Annotated in this window: 20 protein-coding genes; 14 read left to right on the top strand and 6 right to left on the bottom strand. The window is 34.5% G+C overall.

Annotated elements, in window-relative coordinates:
* Window positions 1-83 precede the first annotated feature (83 nt).
* Together ACQH1X_RS02995 and trmB are read right to left on the bottom strand one after the other, a co-directional pair.
* The gene (locus ACQH1X_RS02995; RefSeq protein ID WP_425386503.1) at window positions 84-215 is read right to left on the bottom strand and encodes a hypothetical protein; all 132 of its coding nucleotides are present in this window, start codon (window positions 213-215) and stop codon (window positions 84-86) included.
* 1,117 nt (window positions 216-1,332) lie between these two features.
* Window positions 1,333-1,998 carry a tRNA (guanosine(46)-N7)-methyltransferase TrmB gene (gene trmB, locus ACQH1X_RS03000; RefSeq protein ID WP_425386504.1) on the bottom strand — a complete coding sequence of 222 codons (666 nt, stop codon included), beginning with the start codon at window positions 1,996-1,998 and terminating at the stop codon, window positions 1,333-1,335.
* A 139-nt stretch (window positions 1,999-2,137) separates the two neighbouring features.
* Here trmB and ACQH1X_RS03005 point away from each other — a divergent pair, with 139 nt between their 5' ends.
* The 3 genes from ACQH1X_RS03005 to ACQH1X_RS03015 all read left to right on the top strand — a co-directional run bounded on the left by ACQH1X_RS03005 (window position 2,138) and on the right by ACQH1X_RS03015 (window position 4,497).
* The gene (locus ACQH1X_RS03005) at window positions 2,138-3,790 is read left to right on the top strand and encodes a 30S ribosomal protein S1 (RefSeq protein WP_425386505.1); all 1,653 of its coding nucleotides are present in this window, start codon (window positions 2,138-2,140) and stop codon (window positions 3,788-3,790) included.
* Between the two features lie 29 nt (window positions 3,791-3,819).
* Entirely contained in the window at window positions 3,820-4,098 is a 279-nt protein-coding gene (locus ACQH1X_RS03010) for an HU family DNA-binding protein (protein WP_010963035.1), read from the top strand.
* Window positions 4,099-4,170: 72 nt separating this feature from the next.
* Window positions 4,171-4,497: a cell division protein ZapA gene (locus ACQH1X_RS03015; RefSeq protein WP_425386506.1), complete on the top strand. Its 327-nt coding sequence runs from the start codon at window positions 4,171-4,173 to the stop codon at window positions 4,495-4,497.
* Here ACQH1X_RS03015 and ACQH1X_RS03020 read toward each other — a convergent pair.
* Complete coding sequence (locus ACQH1X_RS03020; protein WP_182158663.1) at window positions 4,472-4,750, bottom strand: succinate dehydrogenase assembly factor 2; 279 nt, start codon at window positions 4,748-4,750, stop codon at window positions 4,472-4,474. The genes ACQH1X_RS03015 and ACQH1X_RS03020 overlap by 26 nt on opposite strands.
* A gap of 99 nt (window positions 4,751-4,849) precedes the next feature.
* On the opposite strand from ACQH1X_RS03020, the gene rseP reads away from it, so the two are divergent.
* The 8 genes from rseP (at window position 4,850) to surE (ending at window position 16,396) form a co-directional block, all read left to right on the top strand.
* Window positions 4,850-5,968, top strand: coding sequence for an RIP metalloprotease RseP (rseP, locus tag ACQH1X_RS03025; RefSeq protein ID WP_425386507.1), 1,119 nt, complete (start codon window positions 4,850-4,852; stop codon window positions 5,966-5,968).
* Window positions 5,969-5,975: 7 nt separating this feature from the next.
* Window positions 5,976-8,306 (top strand): outer membrane protein assembly factor BamA, encoded by a 2,331-nt coding sequence (bamA, locus tag ACQH1X_RS03030; protein ID WP_425386508.1) that lies wholly within the window; start codon window positions 5,976-5,978, stop codon window positions 8,304-8,306.
* Window positions 8,307-8,858 carry an OmpH family outer membrane protein gene (locus tag ACQH1X_RS03035; RefSeq protein WP_425386509.1) on the top strand — a complete coding sequence of 184 codons (552 nt, stop codon included), beginning with the start codon at window positions 8,307-8,309 and terminating at the stop codon, window positions 8,856-8,858.
* Between the two features lie 4 nt (window positions 8,859-8,862).
* On the top strand, window positions 8,863-9,303 hold the full coding sequence (fabZ, locus tag ACQH1X_RS03040; protein WP_425386510.1) for a 3-hydroxyacyl-ACP dehydratase FabZ: 441 nt from the start codon (window positions 8,863-8,865) through the stop codon (window positions 9,301-9,303).
* A gap of 29 nt (window positions 9,304-9,332) precedes the next feature.
* Entirely contained in the window at window positions 9,333-12,167 is a 2,835-nt protein-coding gene (locus ACQH1X_RS03045; protein WP_425386511.1) for an FAD-dependent oxidoreductase, read from the top strand.
* A 303-nt stretch (window positions 12,168-12,470) separates the two neighbouring features.
* Window positions 12,471-14,030, top strand: a complete 1,560-nt coding sequence (locus ACQH1X_RS03050; protein WP_425386512.1) for a proton-conducting transporter membrane subunit — start codon at window positions 12,471-12,473, stop codon at window positions 14,028-14,030.
* Window positions 14,015-15,358, top strand: coding sequence for a signal recognition particle protein (ffh, locus tag ACQH1X_RS03055; protein ID WP_425386513.1), 1,344 nt, complete (start codon window positions 14,015-14,017; stop codon window positions 15,356-15,358). Before ACQH1X_RS03050 ends, ffh begins: the two co-directional genes overlap by 16 nt.
* 285 nt (window positions 15,359-15,643) lie before the next feature.
* Window positions 15,644-16,396, top strand: coding sequence for a 5'/3'-nucleotidase SurE (surE, locus tag ACQH1X_RS03060; RefSeq protein ID WP_265025776.1), 753 nt, complete (start codon window positions 15,644-15,646; stop codon window positions 16,394-16,396).
* A 56-nt stretch (window positions 16,397-16,452) separates the two neighbouring features.
* Here surE and ACQH1X_RS03065 read toward each other — a convergent pair whose 3' ends face one another.
* The 3 genes from ACQH1X_RS03065 to ACQH1X_RS03075 all read right to left on the bottom strand — a co-directional run bounded on the left by ACQH1X_RS03065 (window position 16,453) and on the right by ACQH1X_RS03075 (window position 19,557).
* Window positions 16,453-17,682 carry an IS256-like element ISWpi15 family transposase gene (locus ACQH1X_RS03065; RefSeq protein WP_425385875.1) on the bottom strand — a complete coding sequence of 410 codons (1,230 nt, stop codon included), beginning with the start codon at window positions 17,680-17,682 and terminating at the stop codon, window positions 16,453-16,455.
* An 82-nt stretch (window positions 17,683-17,764) separates the two neighbouring features.
* Window positions 17,765-18,988, bottom strand: a complete 1,224-nt coding sequence (hisS, locus tag ACQH1X_RS03070; protein WP_341818581.1) for a histidine--tRNA ligase — start codon at window positions 18,986-18,988, stop codon at window positions 17,765-17,767.
* Window positions 18,985-19,557: a NifU family protein gene (locus tag ACQH1X_RS03075; protein WP_425386653.1), complete on the bottom strand. Its 573-nt coding sequence runs from the start codon at window positions 19,555-19,557 to the stop codon at window positions 18,985-18,987. Before ACQH1X_RS03075 ends, hisS begins: the two co-directional genes overlap by 4 nt.
* 172 nt (window positions 19,558-19,729) lie before the next feature.
* Here ACQH1X_RS03075 and ACQH1X_RS03080 point away from each other — a divergent pair, with 172 nt between their 5' ends.
* From ACQH1X_RS03080 to ACQH1X_RS03090, 3 genes are all read left to right on the top strand, one after another.
* Window positions 19,730-19,978 (top strand): J domain-containing protein, encoded by a 249-nt coding sequence (locus tag ACQH1X_RS03080; RefSeq protein ID WP_265035117.1) that lies wholly within the window; start codon window positions 19,730-19,732, stop codon window positions 19,976-19,978.
* A 95-nt stretch (window positions 19,979-20,073) separates the two neighbouring features.
* Window positions 20,074-21,303, top strand: a complete 1,230-nt coding sequence (locus tag ACQH1X_RS03085) for a cytochrome b (protein ID WP_425386514.1) — start codon at window positions 20,074-20,076, stop codon at window positions 21,301-21,303.
* Window positions 21,303-22,067 carry a cytochrome c1 gene (locus tag ACQH1X_RS03090; protein ID WP_265035121.1) on the top strand — a complete coding sequence of 255 codons (765 nt, stop codon included), beginning with the start codon at window positions 21,303-21,305 and terminating at the stop codon, window positions 22,065-22,067. Before ACQH1X_RS03085 ends, ACQH1X_RS03090 begins: the two co-directional genes overlap by 1 nt.
* The last annotated feature ends 93 nt before the right edge of the window (window positions 22,068-22,160 follow it).

Consider the following 22,160-nt stretch of genomic DNA (forward strand, 5'->3'; position numbering starts at 1 on the left):
CAAGATTTAATCTGACAGACAAGAATTAACTGACAGAAGAATTGAGGTAGTCAAAACTAATATCAGGCTCTTGTTTAATACAACTACAATCTGTATACCGCTACACAGGACGGGAATTGGCAGTATTTTTTGATTTCACAATATAACTTAGGCAATTTAGATTCAATTTTTGTAATTTTCTTGTTGACTGGCGAGACGGTATCTCCTCTCCTCATGGGAGCCCGCTGGTTAAAGAGTTAAAGAGAAACTTAAAAATCTGCTATTAGACTTCTTGCATAACCATATAACGAACTTTTATTGGGAATAGAAACGAAAAAACTTACTTGACACCCTTCGCCAGCCCCCTTATCATGAAACTGAAGGTATTCAGTTATCTTCATCTGTGCAGATTAAACAGCAAGAAAACAACATAGTTGGCGTCTTATTTTTAATTTTTTGCACTATGCGCACCCTACGTCTTCACAACATTTCTGGGTTTTTACCTATATAAGCTGAAACGCGCTTATAAAGCGTTTAAGACAGTATAGCACGCCAATTTGCAGGATTAGAGAGTGACAACTAGCTAATACGGGATATCTTTTGCCTTTTTTTCTGCTTAGTAAATTTCTTAAACATTCAAACTAAGGTGAGTTGCATTTAAAAGCAGCTAAATTGCAGTGTTTAAGACTTAAAAAACGCCAATGTTCTAAAATAGATATTAATCGGGGCTTCTTTTGCCTTTTTTTTATTCGGTAAATTTCTTAATACTTGTAGCTAAAAGAGCCCGTGAAGGGTAGTGAAGGGTGTCATCCCAGTGCTTGACACTGGGATCTAGTTTTCCATATAATCTCATCGAAAACGTTGTAACCACTTTCTATGCTAGTTTGCTTGTGAGCAAGCAAACTTTCCTGGATTCCAGTGTCGAGCACTGGAATGACACCCACTGGTGAGTCAAGCCGAAAACGTTTGTACAGCTATGTGTCAAGGCACTGGGATGACACCCTGACAACCGTCATCCCGCTACGTGTTAGCGGATGAGATACCGCGGCGGTATGACGTAGGACTGCTGTCATCCCGCTGCTTGTTAGCGGCTGAGATACCGTGGCGGCATGACGTAGAAGCTATACTTTTATACTCACCAAATCAGTTTGCTTGCTCATAAGCAAACTTTCCTGGATTCCAGTGTCAAGCACTGGAATGACATCATCCTTGTACCTTTTTTCTACTTAGTTTGGGTTATGCAAGAAGTCTATTCCTTCATAAGGAAAAGTAGTTAAAGGAATTTACTCTATTTCTCCCTCTTTTTTTATTATTCTTAATCTATAGTTAACGTAAAAGAGATATGCAAAAACTCTATTGATCCATAGTCTGCAAATTATTAATAACACTTACTTTAAAGAACTTCACTTTACGCTGATCTTTGAGCGCTCTTCTGTGGTATTTTGTAAGAGTACAACTTGTGAAATCGTCTTCCCTATAGATTAAAGAGTTACACTGCTTTATATGTGATGCTATCCACTCTGCATAGTCCTGATGATCGGTTGCAATGAATATTTCCCCTGTTATAAGTATTTTTTTTGCTAATAAATTTAAAAATTCCGTATTAATTAATCGTCTTTTATTGTGACTTCTTTTTGGCCATGGGTCTGGAAAGAGAATAAAGAATCTTTCAACACTGTTGTCAGGAAAATTTGCAATCAATTCTCTTGCATCTTCTGTCCATATTAAAATGTTTTTTATGTTTTGTATTTCTGTGTTTGTTAACAAGCGAGAAACCCCCTTTAAGTAGGGCTCACATCCTATAAATAATAGATCAGGTTCATTGAGCACCTGGTAAAGCATATTTTCACCGTTGCCAAAGCCTATTTCTACCCATATTCTTTTTTGTGAATTTACAATCTTCTCTATAGATTCCTTGCTGTTTTGAATAGAATATCTTTCCAATATTTCATCAACATCCGGTTTTAGCCTGGACCTTCTGGAGAACGATCTAATCCACTTGCTATTCTTAAATAGCATATTCTTGATACATATATAATTTTCTCACCACATTTTACATAGCTTAAACAATTCTCGAAATGAATTAACGAAAAATTACTTGTCAATAATTGTTAATATTATATAATATATGAGTTCTAATAAAGTTTAAATTAAAGGTATGAATAATAATAATCCAGTTGTAAATCTACCGGTTACTATCAGAAAGCTATCATCAAACAAGTTTATAGAAGAGATATGTCAAGGCCAATTTGAGGATCAAGATAATGCCTTGTTTGAAGATTCTTTTGTTAACAAAATTAAAGAAGGAGATGTGGTAGAAGGTGTAATTACAAGAATAAACCCTAACGACGTTGTGGTTGATATTGGTTTAAAGTCTGACGGGAGAATTCTGATCAAGGAACTCGGTTGTAATGATGAGGTCATTATTGGCTCGAAAATTAGAGTTTATGTGGAAAGAATTGAAGATTATCATGGTAATGTTGTTCTTAGCCGTGAAAAAGCAATTAGGGACGAAAAATGGAATAAGTTAGAAGAAGATACAGTTACAAGAGCTGAAGTAAACGGAGTTATTAAACGCTCAATTAAATGTGGTTTTATTGTTGATCTTGGTGACGGAATAAGCGCTTTTTTACCGCTGAGTCATGTGGATTTGAAGCAAGTAAAAGACGCGAAGCACCTTATTGAAACTGAACAAAAGTTCATCGTGCTTAAAATGGATAAGAAGCAAGGTAATATTGTAGTATCAAGAAAGCTGGTGTTAGAAAAATTGCACGCTGGTGAAAAAATTAAATTTTTAGAATCTTTAAATGAAGGTGATATAATAGAAGGAAAAATAAAAAGCATCACTCATTACGGTGTATTTGTCGGTATTCATGAATCAGATGCAGTGGGAGTTATAGATGGGTTGCTACATATTACAGATATCTCTTGGAGTAGAGTAAGTCATCCATCTGCAGTTTTTGCTTATGGCCAGGTTATAAAAGTTAAAATTATAAAAATAGATAAGGAAAATGCTAAAATTTCCTTGGGTGTGAAGCAGCTAGAAGATAGCCCTTGGCAAGATGCAGAGTCAAAGTATCCAATTGATAGTGTGCATAAGGGTTATGTAACAAGCATAGAAGATTATGGATTGTTTGTTGAGCTTAGACCTGGAATTGAAGGTTTAGTGCACTCGTCAGAAATAACTTGGGTTAAGAGCAATTTACCGGTTAGTAGCCTTGTGACAAGGGGACAAGAAGTATATGTAAAAATTCTCAGTATTGACATTGCTAAGAGTAGGATGAGTTTAAGCATGAAAAGGTGTGTAGACAACCCTTGGCAAGTATTTATCAATAAATATCTTCCTGGTTCTATTGTTTTTGGTGAAGTGAAGAATAATACCGGCTCATATGTATCTGTTGCTTTCAATGATTCTGAAATAGATGAGAACGTAGAAGGGACAATATATGTGAAAGATTTAAGTTGGTCTAAAAATAGCTCAGATGAGATAGAGAAGTATAATATAGGTGATAAAATAGAAGCAAAAGTAATAAGGGCTAACGTGAATCGGGCAAGAATTTATCTTGGAATAAAACAAATAGAGTATGATCCTCTTGAAGAACTGATAAAGAAAGTTAAGGTAGGCGATAAAATACAGGTTATTGTAGGTAAGAGAGAAGATAGTGGACTAGTCGTTGAAGTTGAGAACGATGTAACCCTTCTAATAGATCAAGAGCATTTACCGGAAAATAAAAAGTTCTCTATATCAGAAAAAATAGAAGTTGAAGTATTGGGTGTTGAAGAATATAACATAGTATTATCTGCTAAGTGATAAGGTTTACTTATTTTGGCTTCATATAAATGGCAACAAAGTCTGATATAATAGCGAGGGTAGCAAAAAGACATCCTTTTTTAGATAAGATTGTTATAGCAGCTATAGTTGATAGATTTTTTGGGATACTTTCAAGTACATTGAAGCATCATAATAGAGTTGAAATTAGAGGGTTTGGTTCTTTTTCAGTTAGAAGTTATAACTTGAAAGAAACAAGCCATTTAATGTTACAGAAGTTTACAAAGAATCAATACTTTAAAACATATTTTCGTAGCAGTAAAAAATTATCTGATTTGATAAATGAATAAAAATTTATACCATAAATAAGATGAAAGTAGGGGTTTGAGTTTATACTGTACGATAGAAATTTTTAGCACCATATGCAAGTAGTAGAAATAGTTATACGTAATAACACATACAAAATATCTTGCGAAAGTGGGAAGAAGAGCCATTTATTACGCCTTGCTAATAGTTTTGACAAGCTAGTTGGTTCTGTATCTCAAAAAACTGGAGGTAAGGGTTCGGATGCATTAAATTTCTTACTTGCAGCACTAATTCTTGAGGATAAAATTTTAGAATTAACAAAGCGGTTGGATGAAGCAAATCAAGAGCGCGAAAAGTATAGAAAGGAGAAAAGAATAGAATATACTGAAGTACTAGATAAAGTAAATAAGATTATCACTAATCTTGAGTGCATAAAGGATTAGCTTCAATAAAGCAAGCAATTAAATTGACTATCTGACTATTTAAGCCAGGAGGGAGGTTTGTCTTACGAGTTATGTAACAATATAATTCGTAATCATCAAGATCAACTATTTTTTCGTATTCGATTAGTTCGCTTAAGGAAAATTTATCAAGATATTTCAATGCGAAATGCCCTAAAAGTATATCGGTTTCTTTGCAACCCCTATGCCAGCTTCTATACATTAATTTTCTTCTGAGTAGTGAGGTATCTGTCATTACAATTAAACTTTTTTTAATTTAAAAGTTAAACTAAATACTTGTCAAGCGAGGCGCGTTTTAATATACTTAACATTTGTATAAGATCTAAATACACAGGTGGAGTTAATTTCAAATTTCATTCATCAGTTTGGCAATGGAATATATTGTTTTTTGTCATTTGCCTTAATCATTTCTGTTATAGTGTTTGTGCATGAATATGGGCATTATATTGTTGCTAAAGCATGCAAAGTTAAAGTTGAATCTTTTTCTATAGGCTTTGGTCCTGAAATTTTTGGTTTTAACGATAAATCTGGAACTAGATGGAGATTAAGTGCTGTTCCACTGGGTGGCTACGTTAAAATGCTAGGGGATACTAATGCAGCAAGCGTTCCAGCTGATCAGCAAAAATTGACTAACGAAGAAAGATTATATTCATTCCATACAAAGCCACGTCATCAAAAGGCAGCAGTGGTTTTTGCAGGACCATTTGCAAACATGGTACTCGCTGTTATCGCTTTTACAATGTTTTTCAGCATTAAAGGCTATTATCACACTCCACCGATTATCGGAAATGTAGTCGAAGGCAGTGCAGCCAAGCAAGCTGGTTTGTTGCCAGGTGACACTATTACACAAATCAATGAGCATAAAATAAAATACTTTGAAGATATTTCACGTGTGATAATGTCAAACCCTAAGACAAAAATGGAAATTGAGTATACTAGAAATAATGCAGAGCACAGAACTGGCCTCACTCCGTTAATAATAGAGGGTAAGGACGATTTTGGTAACAAAGTAGAAAGAGAAATGATAGGGATTACTTCAGTCAATACATTAAAGCAGTCGTCTTTTATTGGGGCTGTGAGCTTATCAGTAAGTGAAACTTACCACACTATGTGCTTAACGATCAAAGCTCTCTTTCAAATTATTGTTGGTAAAAGGAGTATCAATGAAATAGGTGGGCCAATAAAAATCGCAAAGTATTCAGGGCAATCAGCTAAAAAGGGGGGCATTATGGTTGTGTATTTCATGGCAATTATTGCAGCTAATTTAGCTGCAATTAACTTGCTGCCAATTCCACTATTGGATGGTGGGCATTTATTTCACTATATTATAGAAGCAGTTATACGCAGGGATTTAAGTTTGAAATATCAAAAATATGCAGCTACTTTTGGTGCTTCCGTATTGTTTTTGCTTATGGCAATTGCAATTTCGAATGATATTAGGAGTCTTTTTTAAAATAAACATGAAAAAGCTACTTTACATATTATTAATAGTAATTTTTCCCGCTCTACTTGTTGCTTTAGAAAATAAGGAAAAAGTGCAGGTGAAAGATGTCAAATGTATTGGTAATGAGAGGGTAAGCAACCAGACAATAGGGTTTTATATAAAGTTAGAACCTGGTAGTTATGTAGACGACGATGATATAGATTCGATTATAAAAGGTTTATATAAAACAAAGTTGTTTGCTAGTGTTAACGCTTATATCGATGATAAAAAGAATTTAGTAGTAAAAATTCAAGAAAATCCACTAATTAACAAGATAATATTAAAGGGTAATAAGTTATTTAATAGCAAAGAGTTACTAAATAATGTGATTCAGTCAAAATCGCTAACTATTTTCACTGAAACAAAATTGCAAAGCGATTTAATGAATTTAGTTACTACTTATAGAAATAATGGCAAAGTCGGCGTTAAAATTGAATATGAGTTGGAGAAGCTCGATGGTAATAGGGTCAATCTAATTTTCAAAATAAAAGAAGGTAAAACCTCTAAAATTAAGGATATAAGATTTATAGGTAACAAAAACTTTTCTGAAACCGAGCTAGAGCAAGCTATTAAAGTGCATAGTAATGACATATTTAGTAAGTTATTTAGAGCCATGTTTAAGGGCGGAACTCGTTATTCACCACAATATTTATTGATTAACACAGAATTACTCGATCGTTTTTATTCATCTAAAGGATATATTCAAAATAATATTCAACCGATTGTTGAGGTTGATAATAACAATCAGATAGAGTTGACTTTTTTGATTGACGAAGGACAGCAATATTTGTTTGGAAATAATGAGGTTAATATTGAAACTGAAATTCAGGATTTAAGCCTAAAAGAAGAAATGTTGGACTTTATAACAGAGGAAAACGATAAGATATTTAATAGAGTTAAAATTAATAATACAGTAGAAAAAATAAACAAGTATTTAAATGAGAAAGGATATATATTTGCAAAAGTTAATCCAGAGTATGCACAACGTGACAATGTTGTAGATGTGACCTACAGAGTGCTGCCGGGTAAAAAGATTTATATAAATCAAATTACAATTGATGGTAACGATCGCACTTTAGATAAGGTGATCAGAAGTAAGCTAAGTATAGCAGAAGGTGATGCGTACAATATATCTGAGATTAAAAAATCACGTAAAAAACTAATGAGTAGTGATTTTTTTGAAACAGTGAAAGTAAATAGTTACGCAGTTAATGACAATGCAGTAAATCTTGACTTAAATGTTAAAGAAAAAAGAACTGCCTCATTATCTTTAGCAGGAGGTATGTCCTTTCCTGGCGGAGCATTTGTTAAAACTGATTTCACAGATCGTAATTTATTTGGTAGTGGTAAAGAGCTCTCTTTTGCTCTTGAGAAAAATCAATATTCACTTTCTACTAATGTAGAGGTTGTTGAAAATAATTTTAACGATTCTGATACATCACTAGGTGTGGGCGTATTTTATGAAAAACAAGATAAACCACACACTAGCTTCGACAGTTGTGACATGGGATTTTCAACAAAATTATCATATAAAGTTATAGAAAACTTAACTAATTCCATTCGCTACTCTTACAAGTATAACCGTATACATATGGATAATAAGGATGGAAAAGACAATGACATCTCTGATATAATAAAGGGGCAAGAAGGTGAACATCAGATTTCATCAGTAGGATACACATTAGCGTATAATAAACTGGATAACCTCTATACTCCAAAAGAAGGGTATTTACTGCGCTTAAGTCAGGATATTTCAGGATTGGGAGGGAATGTAAACTTCCTAAAATCTGAGTTCTTGTCTTTTTACACGCATCCTATATTAAGTAAAATTGACGATAGCATAATACTACGCTTTAAGATGGCAGCAGGTCATATTTTTTCTTATACCGATGAAGATCTAAACATTGGCCAGCACTTTTTTAAAGGTGGTAATGAAATTAGAGGATTTGACCTTTCCGGTATTGGACCAAGAACAGAAAACAAAAATAAAAGCTCACTAGGAGGCAAAACTTATTTTAATTTAACACAGCAAGTAGATTTTCCACTACCAAAACTATATGACTATGCTGGTATCAAAGGCTCATTATTTGTTGACTATGCAACACTTTTTGGCTTAGATGATAAAAATGGGAAATATAAAGATCCATATAATGATAGTAAGCTTATAAGAGTGTCACCAGGTTTTGGCTTTTCAATGCCTTCTCCTTTTGGTAGACTTAGATTAGATTTTGGGTTTCCTTTAGTAAAGGAATCTTATGATATAATACCATCACCAAATGTTAAATTTTCTATTGAAGCGGGGATTTGAATGAAATATATACAGTTATTTATATCAGTTATTGCCTTAATTATTTCCTTATTTGTGGGGTATAAGTTTGTAGGATATCAACCTCAGAACACAAAAGCTGCAATTATCGATAGTGACAAAGTCATCAATGAATCTCTTGCTCTGCAAAATATACAACAACAAATAAAGGAGCAGAATTCTAGATTACAACAAGAATTTGAAAGTGAGTTAGAAAAACTTAAGCCATCAAAAGAAGAATTTGAACTTTTGTCAGAAGAAGCAAAAAAGGAAAAGACAGAACAGTTTAATAAGCATACTGTAAATGCTAGAGATGCTTACGCTGAAAAAATGTTGTATTTAGAAGAAAGTTATAGAGATGCAGTAGAGAGTGTTTTTAACAAGATAAAAGAAGTTGCTAAAAAAACGGCAGAAAAAAACAACATAGATTTGGTACTATTTATTTCAAAAAAGAACCAAGTTTTATACTCTATGGATGAAGTTGATTTATCGGATATGGTATTAAACAATATAAACAAGGAAATACCTGAATTTGCTTTAAAAGGCATTGAGTAGGCTTATGCAATTTAATATCAGTGATATTATAAAAATACTACCACATTCTTATCCGTTTCTCTTAGTAGATAGGGTTATAGAGTGTGATCCTGGTAAAAGTATAAAAGCAATCAAAAATGTGACTTTCAATGAGCCATTTTTTATTGGCCATTTCCCTGGTCATCCAATAATGCCAGGAGTCTTGATAATTGAATCTCTAGCTCAAGCATCTGCTATATGTGTTCTTGGTAAAGAAAGTCAAGGTACAATAGAAAACAAAGCTATTTACTTTATGTCTATTAAAAATGCAAAATTCAGAAAGCCAATCACTCCAGGGGACACACTGATTCTTCAAGCTAATGTTAAAAATGCACGTTTAAGTGCATGTAAATTTGAGTGTATTGCGTATGTTGGTGAAAAAAAGGTTGCAGAGGCAACGATTTTAGCTATGCTACAAAATACGTAATATACAAAAGACAGTGTGCATACTGTATAATGCAGATTAATATCTCATTTTCTAGTCTATATACTCGCAGTGGATTAATAAAATTGGATGAGACATTTTTGAATTATATTAAATCATGTGATGAAAGCTTGTTTTGTTCATTAATTGAAGCAAGAGAAAATCGCATTGGCGATAGCCAGTTGATTATAGACCTTTCGTACTTACTTGATGAATTTATTGCAAAACTTTTCAATGTTGAAAAAGAAATAGAGGAGCTAAAGAAAAAACACAATGACTTTGCTGTAATATATAAATGCAAAAGGTTATTTGTCCAACGCTATGCATTGAGGAAATACACTAATGTGGCGAATATAGATATTACTAACAAACTAAGTCATTTTCTCACTTTGCCAACAACAGAAAAAAATTTTGCTGAGCAGGTGATGCATTGGTTTGAAAATAAAGAGGATCACAAAGAGGAAATAGAACTTGCAGCACAATATGCAGCGTGGAGAGTGAAAAATAAACAGAGTATACTCTTTAGTATCCATAGGAAAATTGACCATGAAAATCTCATACCATTTTCTAAAAAAGAAGTAGACAAAGTTGAAGTGCTGTATTCAAATGAAGTAAAAAGACGATATGGTTTTGATCTAACAAGCAAAAAGGTGAGTTTGAATAAAGCATTAGATAACGCTCACTACTGCATATTCTGTCATAAGCAAAATAAGGATAGCTGCTCAAAGGGGCTAATTAATAACGACAATACTTTTAAACAATCCCCACTAAAAGTTGAGCTGCATGGCTGCCCACTAGAACAGAAAATATCAGAAATGAATCTGGTGAAAAGCGAAGGGTACAGCATAGCAAGTCTTGCAATTGTGATGATAGACAATCCGCTATGCGCAGCTACTGGACACAGAATATGCAATGACTGCATGAATTCGTGCATATATCAAAAACAAGAACCCGTAAATGTGCCAGCAATTGAAACAAGGATTCTGGATGATGTGCTCAGTTTACCGTACGGATTTGAAATATATTCTCTGCTCAGCCGTTGGAATCCTTTAAATTTTCAGCGTTCATTGCCAAGAGAAAACACCGGAAAAAACGTTCTAGTTGCAGGCCTTGGTCCTGCTGGTTTTAATTTAGCTCATCATTTGTTGAATGATGGGCATAACGTTATCGCTATTGATGGATTAAAAATTGAGCCTTTGATCGATAATTTCCAACTAATTAAAGATTTCAAACACGAAAAATTGAGTGAACGCATGGCAGATGGGTTTGGTGGGGTGGCAGAATATGGCATTACTTCTCGGTGGGATAAGAATTACTTAAAGATTATTAGATTACTGCTGGAAAGACGTGAGAATTTCGCACTTTATGGAGGCATTCGTTTTGGTGGCACGATTAATGTTGATGACGCGTTCAACTTGGGTTTTGATCACATCGCTTTAGCGCTTGGCTCTGGCAAGCCACGAATGATCAAAATAAAGAATATACTAGCTCGTGGAGTGCGTATGGCATCTGACTTTCTTATGTCGTTACAACTGACTGGCGCTCTTAAATTTGATTCTATAGCGAATCTGCAAGTTCGTATGCCGATAGTTGTCATAGGTGCGGGGCTTACCGCGATTGACACTGCCACTGAAGCTTTAGCGTATTATCCAATTCAAGTAGAAAAATTTCTTCTTCGTTATGAGATATTAGTTGATAAGTATGGAAAGGACTGTGTTGAAAAAGATTGGACAGAAGAAGAGCGCGAAATTGCGAATGAGTTTATGCTGCACGCACAATTGATCCGAGAAAAGCAAGAGTTAGCAAAAAAAGAGAATAGAGAAATAAAAGTATTAGAGTTAATGCAGAGCTTGGGGGGAGTGAAAATTGTATATAGAAAAGAGCTAAAAGATTCACCAAGTTATCGATTAAATAGCGAAGAGGTGCAAAATGCGCTGTCAGAAGGGATTTACTTTATTGAAAACTTAGAGCCAGTTAAAGTTGTGACGGATAAATATAACCATGCTGAATCAATAAAACTGATAGACACAAAATCCGGCGAAATCAAATGCATGAAAGCACGTTCTATTTTTATAGCAGCAGGTACTGAGCCAAATACGGTTATTGCAACAGAAGATAGAAAGCATTTTAAATTAAGTAATGGGTATTTTACTCATTTGAATTCATCAGGAAAAGAAATAGATCCAATATTTTCTCCTAAAATGCAAAATAAAGATAGAATATTAGTGTATAAGCAAGGCAATAAAACAATTAGCTTTTTTGGTGATCTTCATCCTTCGTATAGCGGCAGCGTCGTGAAAGCTATGGCAAGTGCTAAGAACGGCTACCCTATTATTTCCCAGCTTTTGAATAGAGTTAATAGCTTCGTTTCTGTCACTCCAGCTAGAATCTCGGAGTCATATGCACAATTGTATGAATGTTGTAATGTAAGAGTAACTTTCACCAAAAAAGATGTCATCCAAGTAGCTGATACTGAGATCCAGAAAAAAAATGCGTGGTCAAGCGTTGAAGATCTGGCTAACAAAGAATTTTTCAATAAAATCAAAGAGCAATTCACTGCAAAGGTTATAAAAGTTCAATATTTAACAGATAAAGTGATAGAAATAGTGATTAAAGCACCTCTTGCGGCAAAGAATTTTAAACCTGGGCAATTCTTTAGATTGCAAAATTTTGAAACCAATGGCAGAAAAACTAACCTCGCTATGGAAGGTATAGCTGTAACTGGCACTGAAGTAGACAAAAAAAAAGGAGTTATTTCCACTATTGTGCTTGAAACCGGCGGCTCCACTAATTTATGTAGACACTTAAGAGAAGGCGAGCAAATAATTCTTATGGGCCCAACTGGATGCCCTACTGAGGTTTACTAAGTCTGGATATTAAAGTGATGCCAAATTTTATTTCAAAAAGTAAATAATTTACTAACGCTCGTGCACAAATTAAAAATAAATTATGCACGAGTGTAGCATTATGAATTAAGAATGCTATATTAAAGCTTACCTCACTATTAAAGCTATCGGTCAGATTAGATTAAAAACCTAATCTGACCGGTTTCTCTATAACCCTCTAAACTCTGATATAATTATATGATAATTAGTTTAATTAGTGGTTAATATGCAAATTGATTTTATTCATATATTGAGATAGCATAAACCATATTGGTTTAAATTATTGTGCAACTTTGTAAATCGTCACTGTTACTCCTACTGACTATATTAATAGTTATAGTCCTAAAATTACCTGAAAATTTGAGCATTGCAGTAAATTGGTCTCTCCCAATTCTAGATTTTGATTTATCTTTTCGTATCATACTAATATCTTTTTTATCAGTTGCATTTTTAGCTGTTCTACCAGCACAAAATTTGACTTTTTCAGAGATGCTATCTTTTGCTGCTTACACTATTAGTTCACTTTATGCAGTTTTATCTGAACATATGATATTGGTTATAATATTCTGTGAATTAATGACCGTCAGTGCATTTTTTACTATCGCAGCTGGCTGTAGAGATAATGGACCTGCAATAAGGTACGCCTGTGTACACTTTTTCGTTGGAGTTATATTAACAGCAGGATTGGCACTGCAAAGTACTAATCTGATAATTTTGGGTTTATTGATAAACTGCGCTTGTTTTCCTTTTTCGTTTTGGGTTGTTGATGCATATCCTGCTGCATCGCTACATGGCACTACATATCTCTCTTTATTTACCACTAAAGTCTCTTTTTTAGTGATGCTTTTACACACTTATAACCTATGGCAAGATTGTACTGAAATATTAGCGCTTGTAGGCGCCATCACTGCAATTTACAGCATTATATTTGCTTCTCTTGAGCAAAATATTCGTAGATTTTTATGCTATAACGTTGTAGGACAAATGGGCTTGCTGATTATTGCAGGAGGTTTACTTAGCCCTTCGGAAAAGGCAATACCAATTTTGATACTGCATATAATCTTCTCTCTTGTTTATCAATCATTATTGTTTGTGGTCAGCAATTCGATTATTTCACGAACAAAAACAATTAGTTTTAATGGAGTAGGTAAACTGATGTCAGTGGAAGGCATGTGTGCTATAATCGCAATACTTACAATGGCTGCATTTCCTGGAACCGCTGGATTTATCAGTAAATCATATATCACAGCTGAAATTGAAATGAACACTGTTGCCTTAAAAGGGTATAAAAATTTATATAAGGTTCTAAATTTGCTGCTTCATTTAAGCGTGGGGCTAAAGTTTCTTTATTACTTATTTATTGCAAAAAGTAAGTCAAAACCGTTAGCAGAGAGGGGGGGCAAAATGACTATGATCATTTTAGCATTTATATGCGTAATCGCTGGCAATCCTTACTTACCTATTTACAATAAACCTTCGATTTTCGATTTTGTGTACAACACAGAAAATATTTTGTCGCAATTTAATTTGTTACTATGTACCACTTTATTGTTTATTCCTTTACGCAAGTTATTTTACCCGAGAGTAAATTTTAAAATGGATGTTGATTGGATTTTTAGAGCTTTCATATCCTATATTATCTTGCTGTTCAATCAGTTAGTCTCTAAAACTAGAGAAATATTTGCCAGCGTAGTGCAAAACTTGACTAATTCACTTACTAGTTTATACTTTAATAATATTACTAAACTTAAAGAAGTGCTGGGTTATAACTCAGTGAGTTTTGTTTCAGCTTCTTCTCTCTTTTTAATGAGTATTCTACTAACGCTATTATGTTTAAATCGTTAACTGAAAGTTTAAATTCTGTATTTAGTAAACTAAGAGGAAAGTCGATCATTTCTGAAGATGATTTTAATCTTGCCATGCGTGAAATACGCATAGCCTTAATTGAAGCTGACGTTTCACTTGAAGTTGCAAAAAAATTCATCAACGACATTAAAGATAAAGTGATTGGGGAAAAAGTCATAAAAAGTGTTTCTCCAGCACAAATGATAATTAAAATTGTGCAGGATAAGTTAGTTGCAGTTCTCGGATCAGAGAAAAGTGACTTAAATCTAGCAGTTAAACCCCCTGCTGTGATTATGATGGTGGGCTTACAAGGTGCAGGTAAAACAACTACCTCAGGAAAGCTTGCTTTCAAGCTAAAAAAGCAAAAGAAAAAAGTGATGCTTGCCTCTTTAGACATTTATAGGCCGGCTGCCCAAAAACAACTTGAGGTGCTGGGTAAACAGATAGACGTACAAACTTTACCTACAGTAATAAATGAGGGGCCTATTGCAATTACAAAAAGGGCACTGGCAGCAGCAAAGAACGATAATTATGATGTATTAATACTAGACACCGCAGGCAGGCTTCATATTGACAATAATATGATGAATGAGTTGAAAGCCGTAAAGGAAATAGCTTCACCTGCAGAAGTTATTTTAGTAGCCGACGCAATGATAGGCCAGGATGCGGTCAACATTGCCAAATCATTCAATGAGGTAATAGGTGTAACCGGCATTATTCTCACCCGCGTTGATGGTGATGCACGTGGTGGTGCTGCTCTTTCTATGAAAATGATCACCGATTGTCCAATTAAATTTATTGCTTGTGGTGAAAAATTAAGTGACCTCGATGATTTTTATCCCGATAGAATTGCAAAAAGGATACTTAGCATGGGTGATGTTGTATCATTGGTTGAAAAAGCTGCTGAGATTGTTGGTCAGGAAGAAATTGATAAGTTACAAAAGAAAGTAAAAAAGGGTAAATTCGACCTAAATGACCTAGTGGGAATGTTAAAAACTCTCAATAAAATGGATGGTATTAGCAACATAATGAAATTCATTCCTAGTTCATTCACAAAAAAGCTAAGCAGCGGTGTGCCAGATGACAATAAAGTGAAAAAATATATAGCCATCATAAACTCAATGACTGAAAAGGAAAGGCAAAATCCAGATATTTTAAATGGCAAAAGAAGACTTAGAATTTCTAAGGGGTCCGGAACAAGTGTAACTGACGTTAATCTTCTAATTAAGCAGTATAATCAAATGAGCTCTATAGTGAATAAGTTCAGTAAAGTTGACCATAGTAAACTCAAAGAATCTGATTTGATGGATATGCTAAGCAGAAAGTAAGTCAGCAGGTAGTGGAATGAGACGATTGTCAGTAAACCTTTAGCTATATCAAAAGCGGCTTAGGTCTCGCAAAAAAATTTACAGCTTCTTGCTAGCCAAGAAATTTATTATTAAATTTAGGAAATACTATACTTTCCAACCTGTTTGCACTCCTAATCTTTTCTTATTGATTTACAGCAGGTTCTTTGTTACAGTTCGTAGTTATGCAAAGAAACCTAAAGCCTTATGAGTTTATTTACAGCCAGTGATTTACATAATTTGGAACTGTATAGCTGAGTATTGTACATGATAATATTGATAACAAACGATGATGGCTTTGGAAGTGAAGGAATAAAATTACTCAAAGAGATTGCACGTAATTTTGCATCAGAAATATGGATAGTGGCACCAGATACTGATAGAAGCGGGGCTGCAAGATCTCTTGATTATCCAGTGAAACAATCTATTGGAATAAAACAACATAGTGAAAGGGAATTTAGTGTGTCTGGTACTCCTGCAGATTGTGTCATTATTGCGCTAAATAAAGTTATGAATAAAAAACCAGACTTAATATTGTCCGGAGTAAATATTGGATCAAATGTCGGGGACGATATTTGTTATTCAGGAACAATTGGTGCTGTAATGGAAGGTGCTGCAAGGTCTATACCTTCTATTGCGCTGAGCCAAGTTTATCATGATAAAATAGACTGGCACAATACGAAGGTTTTTGCACCAAAGGTTATTGCCAAGCTAGTTAAGGTTGGTTGGCCTAAAAACATAGTGATGAGTGTAAATTTTCCTGCTACGGAAAAAGTAAAAGGAGTAGAATTTGCTGAACAAGGTGAATATAACATTGATGGGGATTTAACTTTTACTGAAAATTCGAATGGCTCTTTTAGCTTAAATTGGTCTCGAGAGCACTCAGGCAGTGGTAGTGTAAATAAAATAAAAGAAGGATTTATTACTATCACACCAGTAAAATTAGATTTTACAGATTATGATACATTGAATGCTATGAAAAATTCTTGTGCAGACGAATTTTCTTCTATAGCTGACTGAGAAAAACATTTGCATTGCTCCTGGGAGTGTTAAATAAACTGTGTCAAACCGCATTTTTAGTTCGACTCAATTTTCAATCTGCCAGGAAAGAAAACATCAAGTTGAGAGATAGTTAATGCCCAATCATGTACAGGCATCGTCCACTTTTCCTCTGCCTTCTTTATAGCACAATATACCTGCTTATACAAGGCATTTATGCTGGTAAATGAGCCTTTGGTCTTAGTGAATTTCCTAATTTGCCTATGTAGCCCCTCTATGGGATTGGTGGTGTAGATTATCCTCCTAACTGGACCAGAATACTTAAAATAACCAGACAAGTTTTCCCAATTATTCTGCCAAGATTTTATAACCATAGGGTACTTTGTGCCCCATTTTTCATCCAATTCCAACAGATAATTCTCGGCAATTTCCTTGCTTGAAGCTTGATATACCTTCTTTAAATCGCTCAAAAAACTCTTCGCATCTTTACTGGCCACATACTTCAGTGAGTTGCGTATCTGATGCACTATACACATCTGCACTTCCGCATTAGGAAAGACACTGTTTATAGCTGCAGGAAAGCTTTTTAGCCCATCAACGCAGGCAATAAGGATATCTTCTACTCCTCTTTCTTTGAGGTCATTTAACACTCCCAACCAGAAGTTAGCTCCTTCACTTTCAGCCAAATAAAAACCTAATACTTCTTTTTTGCCATTTTGATCTATGCCTAATATGTTATACATGCATTTACTTACGCAATGCCCGTCCTCTTTGACTTTAAAAAACATGCCATCCATGAAAACTATCGGATATACAGACTGCAGCGGGCGACTACGCCATTCGTTGATTACTGGTAGCAATTTGTCAGTAATACTTGATATCTCTGCCGCCGATATTTTGTGATCATAAATTTCCTCAACATGTGACACTATATCTCTATAGCCCATACCACTGGCAAATGTGCTCAAAATCTTCGTTTCAAGCTCTGGATGTAAGTTTGTTTGCCTTTTTTTGACTATTTGTGGTTCGAAACTTCCTTCTCTATCTCTTGGTGTTAATAGCTCTGCACTTGTACGTAAAGTTTTTGCATTTCTCCCATTTCTTCGATTATTCTCTTCGCTTTCAGCCGACAAGTGGTTTTCTATTTCACCTTCCAGGCTTACCTCCAGCAACTTTTTTATAAACGGTGTTAATGCTCCATCTCTTCCTGTCAACGGTCTTCCTTCTCGTATAGACGACAGGATATTTGTTTCTAATTCTTTATAATCTACCAAACCGGTAGTTCTGTTTACTACTTTCTGACTCATTGTCAAACCTCCATTTTTTTATATCAATTTATTACTTTTTTTTCGGTTTGACACAGTTTATTTAACACTCCCTTGCTCCTAATTAGATGTTTTCTATTGTGTTATCGCGAGCAATTATTTTTTCTTCACCTGTATCCATGTTTTTAATCTTTAAAGTTTTACTACTCAATTCTTCATCACCAAAAATTAAGGCAGCTTTAGCATTTGCTTGATTTGCTTTTTTCATTCGGGTTTTAAGCGCTCCGCTATATTCATAGATTACATATAAACCATTTCTGCGCAATTCATTTGCAAGTGTTAGAGCATGTTCATCAGCCTCTCTGCCGATCGGAATTAGGTAAATAGGTCGCTCTTCTTTCGGAGAATAATTGATTAACTCCATTATGCGTTCAATACCTCCTGCAAATCCTATTGCTGGAGTGTGTTTTCCACCTACTGAAGATACTAGATTATCGTATCTTCCACCGGCAAAAACTGCCCCTTGTGCACCTAAATCTTCTGTGACAAACTCAAACACTGTGTGGCAATAATAATCCAAACCTCGAACTAGTTTATTGTTTACGGTATAAGGTATATCAAGAATTGTTAATCCATTTAGTATTTGTTCAAAGAAATCTGAGGACTCTTTCGTATAATAATTGCTGATTTTAGGTGCACCAGAGATTATTAATCTATCTTTCTCATCCTTAGAATCTAGTATTCTGAGTGGATTTTTGATCAACCTATTTTTGCTATCTTCTGATAGATCATTTTGGTACTTTGTAAAGTATAAGATCAAAGCTTCTCTATATTTAGTTATTGTTTCACCATCACCTAAAGAGTTGATTTCCAGCTTTACATTTTTATTGATGCCAAATTTAGTTAGTAAGTGCTGAGCGAGTGATATCAATTCAATATCAGCTTTTGGATCTTCTATGCCAAAAATCTCAAAATTTATCTGATGAAATTGCCTTTGTCTTCCCTTTTGCGGTCTTTCATAGCGAAATGCAGGTCCTGTTGAGAATAATTTTATCGGTGTTTGCAGTTTTTTTTCAATGAGTAGCCTGACAATCGCTGCAGTGAACTCAGGACGTAAAGTTATGCTCTTTCCTCCTTTATCATTAAAGGTGTACATCTCTTTATTGATGATGTCTGAGCTATCACCTAAAGTCTTTGTGAAAACTTCCGTATATTCAAATATCGGAGTTTGAGCAGGCAAAAAGCCATATAGACTTGAGATTCTGCTTGCTATTTGCTCTATGTGTTTAAACTTGTACCATTCATCAAACAGGAGATCTTTTGTTCCTCTAACCGTTTGATTAGTCATAGCGTGGTCTCTATACCTGCAACCTCTGGTATGTGGTAGCTCAGCATATTCTGCACTCCTTGCTTGAGGGTAATTGCAGCACTTGGGCATCCAGAGCAAGCTCCTTGTAACTCAACATAAACTATTCCATCTTTATAGCCACGAAATTTGATATCGCCACCATCTTGAGCAACTGCAGGTTTGATGTAACTTTCCATCAATTCTTTTATTCTATTTACAATTTCTATATCACTTTCATCAAAAAATTCCTCATCTGGTATGTTATTATCATTCACTCCTTCTTTATCTAGTGCTTTTCCACCTGAAGTAAAGTGATCCATAATTGTAGTTAAAATTTCCACTTTTAATATATCCCAATTAATCCCACCAGATTTTGTCACTGAAATAAAATCATGGCCAAAAAACACTCTTACCACATGTTCTATTTGAAAAAGATTTGCTGCTAACTTGGAGTTTTTTATTTCATCTGCATTTGAAAAATCAGCCGTTTCTCCTTCGTTTAGAATTGCAAATCCAAGAAGAAATTTCAGTGTGTTTGGATTAGGTGTTTCTTCAATCTGAATGAACATGTTATTTACCATGACGATTATAATTGTTACTATTTAATCATAAAATGATAAAAAAATATACATGTCATTCATCTTTTTCCTTTTTCTGATATTCATAGTGATTACATTTATTCTGCCTAGTGTTTTTGTATTTTTTCTCTTCCTGACAAAAAAAAATAACGTAAGTTTCATGATGAACTCTATATTGAGTAAGTTTTTGAACGAATTTAATAGCAGTAGAAGTTGTACTGAAAATTACACCGGTGATAACATGTCCAAAGATGAAGCATTAAAGATACTGGGGCTGAATCCTGAGGCCAGTCAAAATGAAATCAATAAAGCATATCAAAATTTAATGAAGTTAGTTCATCCAGATAAAGGAGGCTCGGAATATTTTGCGCAAAAATTAAACGCAGCACGTGATAGGTTGCTGAAGAAGTAGTAATTAGTATTACTTTAAACTTTTTATTGTGCGTAGAGGATAAGCTGCTACAATAAAATGAGTTAAAGATAGCAATATTCAAAAAACTTTAAGTTATGCAGGAAGATAACAAAAAAGAAACAATAAAAGAAGAAAAAGGCATATTAGGGTGGATAGAATATAGACTGCCTATATTTTCTTTTCTAAGGCACACTGCTTCTTACCAAGTGCCAAAAAACTTAAATTATGCTTGGAATTTTGGCTCTTTGGCTGGTATAGCGCTAATTTTACAAATAATAACAGGTATATTTCTTGCTATGCACTACACTCCGCATGTTGATTATGCGTTTAATAGCGTGGAGCGTATAATGCGTGACGTGAACTATGGATGGCTGATACGCTACACTCATGCTGTCGGGGCATCGCTCTTCTTTATGGTAGTCTATGTTCATATAATGCGTGGGTTATATTACGGATCTTACAAGAAGCCACGGGAGATGGTGTGGTTTGTTGGTATATTTATATTTTTTGCAATGATGGCAACTGCCTTTATGGGATATGTATTGCCTTGGGGGCAAATGAGTTTCTGGGGTGCAACAGTTATAACCAACTTATTTTCTGCTATACCTTTAATTGGCAATAAAATAGTTATATGGTTATGGGGTGGTTTTTCAGTGGATAACCCAACACTTAACCGTTTTTTCGCTCTGCATTATCTTCTGCCTTTTGTTATTATTGCTTTAGCTATGCTTCATGTGATAGCTCTGCATAGGTTTGGCTCTGGTAACCCAAGTGGAGTGGAGGTAAAATCAGATAAGGATACCATTCCTCTCTATCCTTATTATATAGTCAAGGATTGCATAACTTTTGGTCTGTTTTTTGTAGCTTTGTTTACATTTGTTTTTTATGCTCCCAATTATCTTGGGCATCCAGACAATTATATAGAAGCTGACTCTATGGTAACTCCGGTACATATAGTGCCAGAGTGGTATTTTTTACCTTTTTATGCAATGCTACGTTCAATTCCAGATAAACTTACTGGTGTGCTTACTATGTTTGCATCTATTTTAGTTTGGTTTCTGTTACCTTGGCTTGATAGATCAAAAGTTAAAAGTGGTGCTTACCGCCCGGTATTCAAGAAATTTTTTTGGGTTTTTGCAATAAATTTTGCACTTCTTGCCTGGCTTGGAGGACAAGAGGTGAAAGAGCCTTACATCACTATGAGTAGGCTATCCACTCTTTATTATTTTGCATACTTTGTAATAATTTTACCACTGCTTAGTAAATATGAAAAGCCAGAAGAACCACCAAAAACCTTAAGTGATTCTGTGCCGGAGATGAAATAATGCTGGTTAAAAATATATTGGCTGTGTTTTGTGCATTATTCCTTACTAATTTTGTGTATGCAGAAGATTTTAAACCATCACCAAATAAAAAAATGGACTGGAAATGTGATGGAATTACTGGGTCTTTCGATAGAGAATCAATTCAACGTGGCTACAAGGTATATAAGGAAGTCTGTGCTGCTTGTCATTCAATGAATAGAGTAGCATTTCGTAATTTGCAAGACATCGGTTTTTCTGAAGAAGATGTAAAACAGATTGCGGCTTCTTACCAAGTTAAAGATGGCCCAAATGATATGGGTGAAATGTTTGACAGACCTGGAGTACCTTCAGACTATTTTATTGCGCCTTTTGATTCAAAAGAAGCAGCTGCAGCAAGCAATAATGGTGCTGTTCCACCAGACTTATCGTTAATTATTAAAGCAAGGCATGATGGTGCAAATTATGTCTATTCACTGTTAACAGGCTATCAAAACGGCGAACACGATGAAAATGATTTATATTTTAATTCGTATTTTCCAACAGGCAGATTAGCTATGGCGCCACCACTTTCTGAAGGAATGGTGGAATATGATGGTGCAAGACAAGCCACAGTTGAAAATATGGCATATGACGTGGTAAATTTTTTACAATGGGCAGGAGAGCCAGAATTAGAGCGCAGGCATAAACTTGGATTAAAAGTAGTGGCGTATTTTATAATTTTAACAGTGTTTTTTGTATTAACTAACAATAAAGTTTGGAGCAAACTCTATAAAAGGAAAAAATAGAATTTCTTACATCTATTTACATTCACTTTCATACCTTATTTACACTAGCAAGTGTATTATACAATAATAAACACATTATGAAAACATAGTAGG

The sequence above is a fragment of the Wolbachia endosymbiont (group A) of Barypeithes pellucidus genome, assembly GCF_964030885.1.
Taxonomy (GTDB): Bacteria; Pseudomonadota; Alphaproteobacteria; order Rickettsiales; family Anaplasmataceae; genus Wolbachia.

Excerpts from the sequence above, each read along its gene's own strand:
- ACQH1X_RS02995 (WP_425386503.1), bottom strand. The coding sequence starts at position 215 with ATGAGGAGAGGAGATACCGTCTCGCCAGTCAACAAGAAAATTACAAAA.
- trmB (WP_425386504.1), bottom strand. The coding sequence starts at position 1,998 with ATGCTATTTAAGAATAGCAAGTGGATTAGATCGTTCTCCAGAAGGTCC.
- ACQH1X_RS03005 (WP_425386505.1), top strand. The coding sequence starts at position 2,138 with ATGAATAATAATAATCCAGTTGTAAATCTACCGGTTACTATCAGAAAG.
- ACQH1X_RS03010 (WP_010963035.1), top strand. The coding sequence starts at position 3,820 with ATGGCAACAAAGTCTGATATAATAGCGAGGGTAGCAAAAAGACATCCT.
- ACQH1X_RS03015 (WP_425386506.1), top strand. The coding sequence starts at position 4,171 with ATGCAAGTAGTAGAAATAGTTATACGTAATAACACATACAAAATATCT.
- ACQH1X_RS03020 (WP_182158663.1), bottom strand. The coding sequence starts at position 4,750 with ATGACAGATACCTCACTACTCAGAAGAAAATTAATGTATAGAAGCTGG.
- bamA (WP_425386508.1), top strand. The coding sequence starts at position 5,976 with ATGAAAAAGCTACTTTACATATTATTAATAGTAATTTTTCCCGCTCTA.
- ACQH1X_RS03035 (WP_425386509.1), top strand. The coding sequence starts at position 8,307 with ATGAAATATATACAGTTATTTATATCAGTTATTGCCTTAATTATTTCC.
- fabZ (WP_425386510.1), top strand. The coding sequence starts at position 8,863 with ATGCAATTTAATATCAGTGATATTATAAAAATACTACCACATTCTTAT.
- ACQH1X_RS03045 (WP_425386511.1), top strand. The coding sequence starts at position 9,333 with ATGCAGATTAATATCTCATTTTCTAGTCTATATACTCGCAGTGGATTA.
- ffh (WP_425386513.1), top strand. The coding sequence starts at position 14,015 with ATGTTTAAATCGTTAACTGAAAGTTTAAATTCTGTATTTAGTAAACTA.
- surE (WP_265025776.1), top strand. The coding sequence starts at position 15,644 with ATGATAATATTGATAACAAACGATGATGGCTTTGGAAGTGAAGGAATA.
- ACQH1X_RS03065 (WP_425385875.1), bottom strand. The coding sequence starts at position 17,682 with ATGAGTCAGAAAGTAGTAAACAGAACTACCGGTTTGGTAGATTATAAA.
- hisS (WP_341818581.1), bottom strand. The coding sequence starts at position 18,988 with ATGACTAATCAAACGGTTAGAGGAACAAAAGATCTCCTGTTTGATGAA.
- ACQH1X_RS03075 (WP_425386653.1), bottom strand. The coding sequence starts at position 19,557 with ATGTTCATTCAGATTGAAGAAACACCTAATCCAAACACACTGAAATTT.
- ACQH1X_RS03080 (WP_265035117.1), top strand. The coding sequence starts at position 19,730 with ATGAACTCTATATTGAGTAAGTTTTTGAACGAATTTAATAGCAGTAGA.
- ACQH1X_RS03085 (WP_425386514.1), top strand. The coding sequence starts at position 20,074 with ATGCAGGAAGATAACAAAAAAGAAACAATAAAAGAAGAAAAAGGCATA.
- ACQH1X_RS03090 (WP_265035121.1), top strand. The coding sequence starts at position 21,303 with ATGCTGGTTAAAAATATATTGGCTGTGTTTTGTGCATTATTCCTTACT.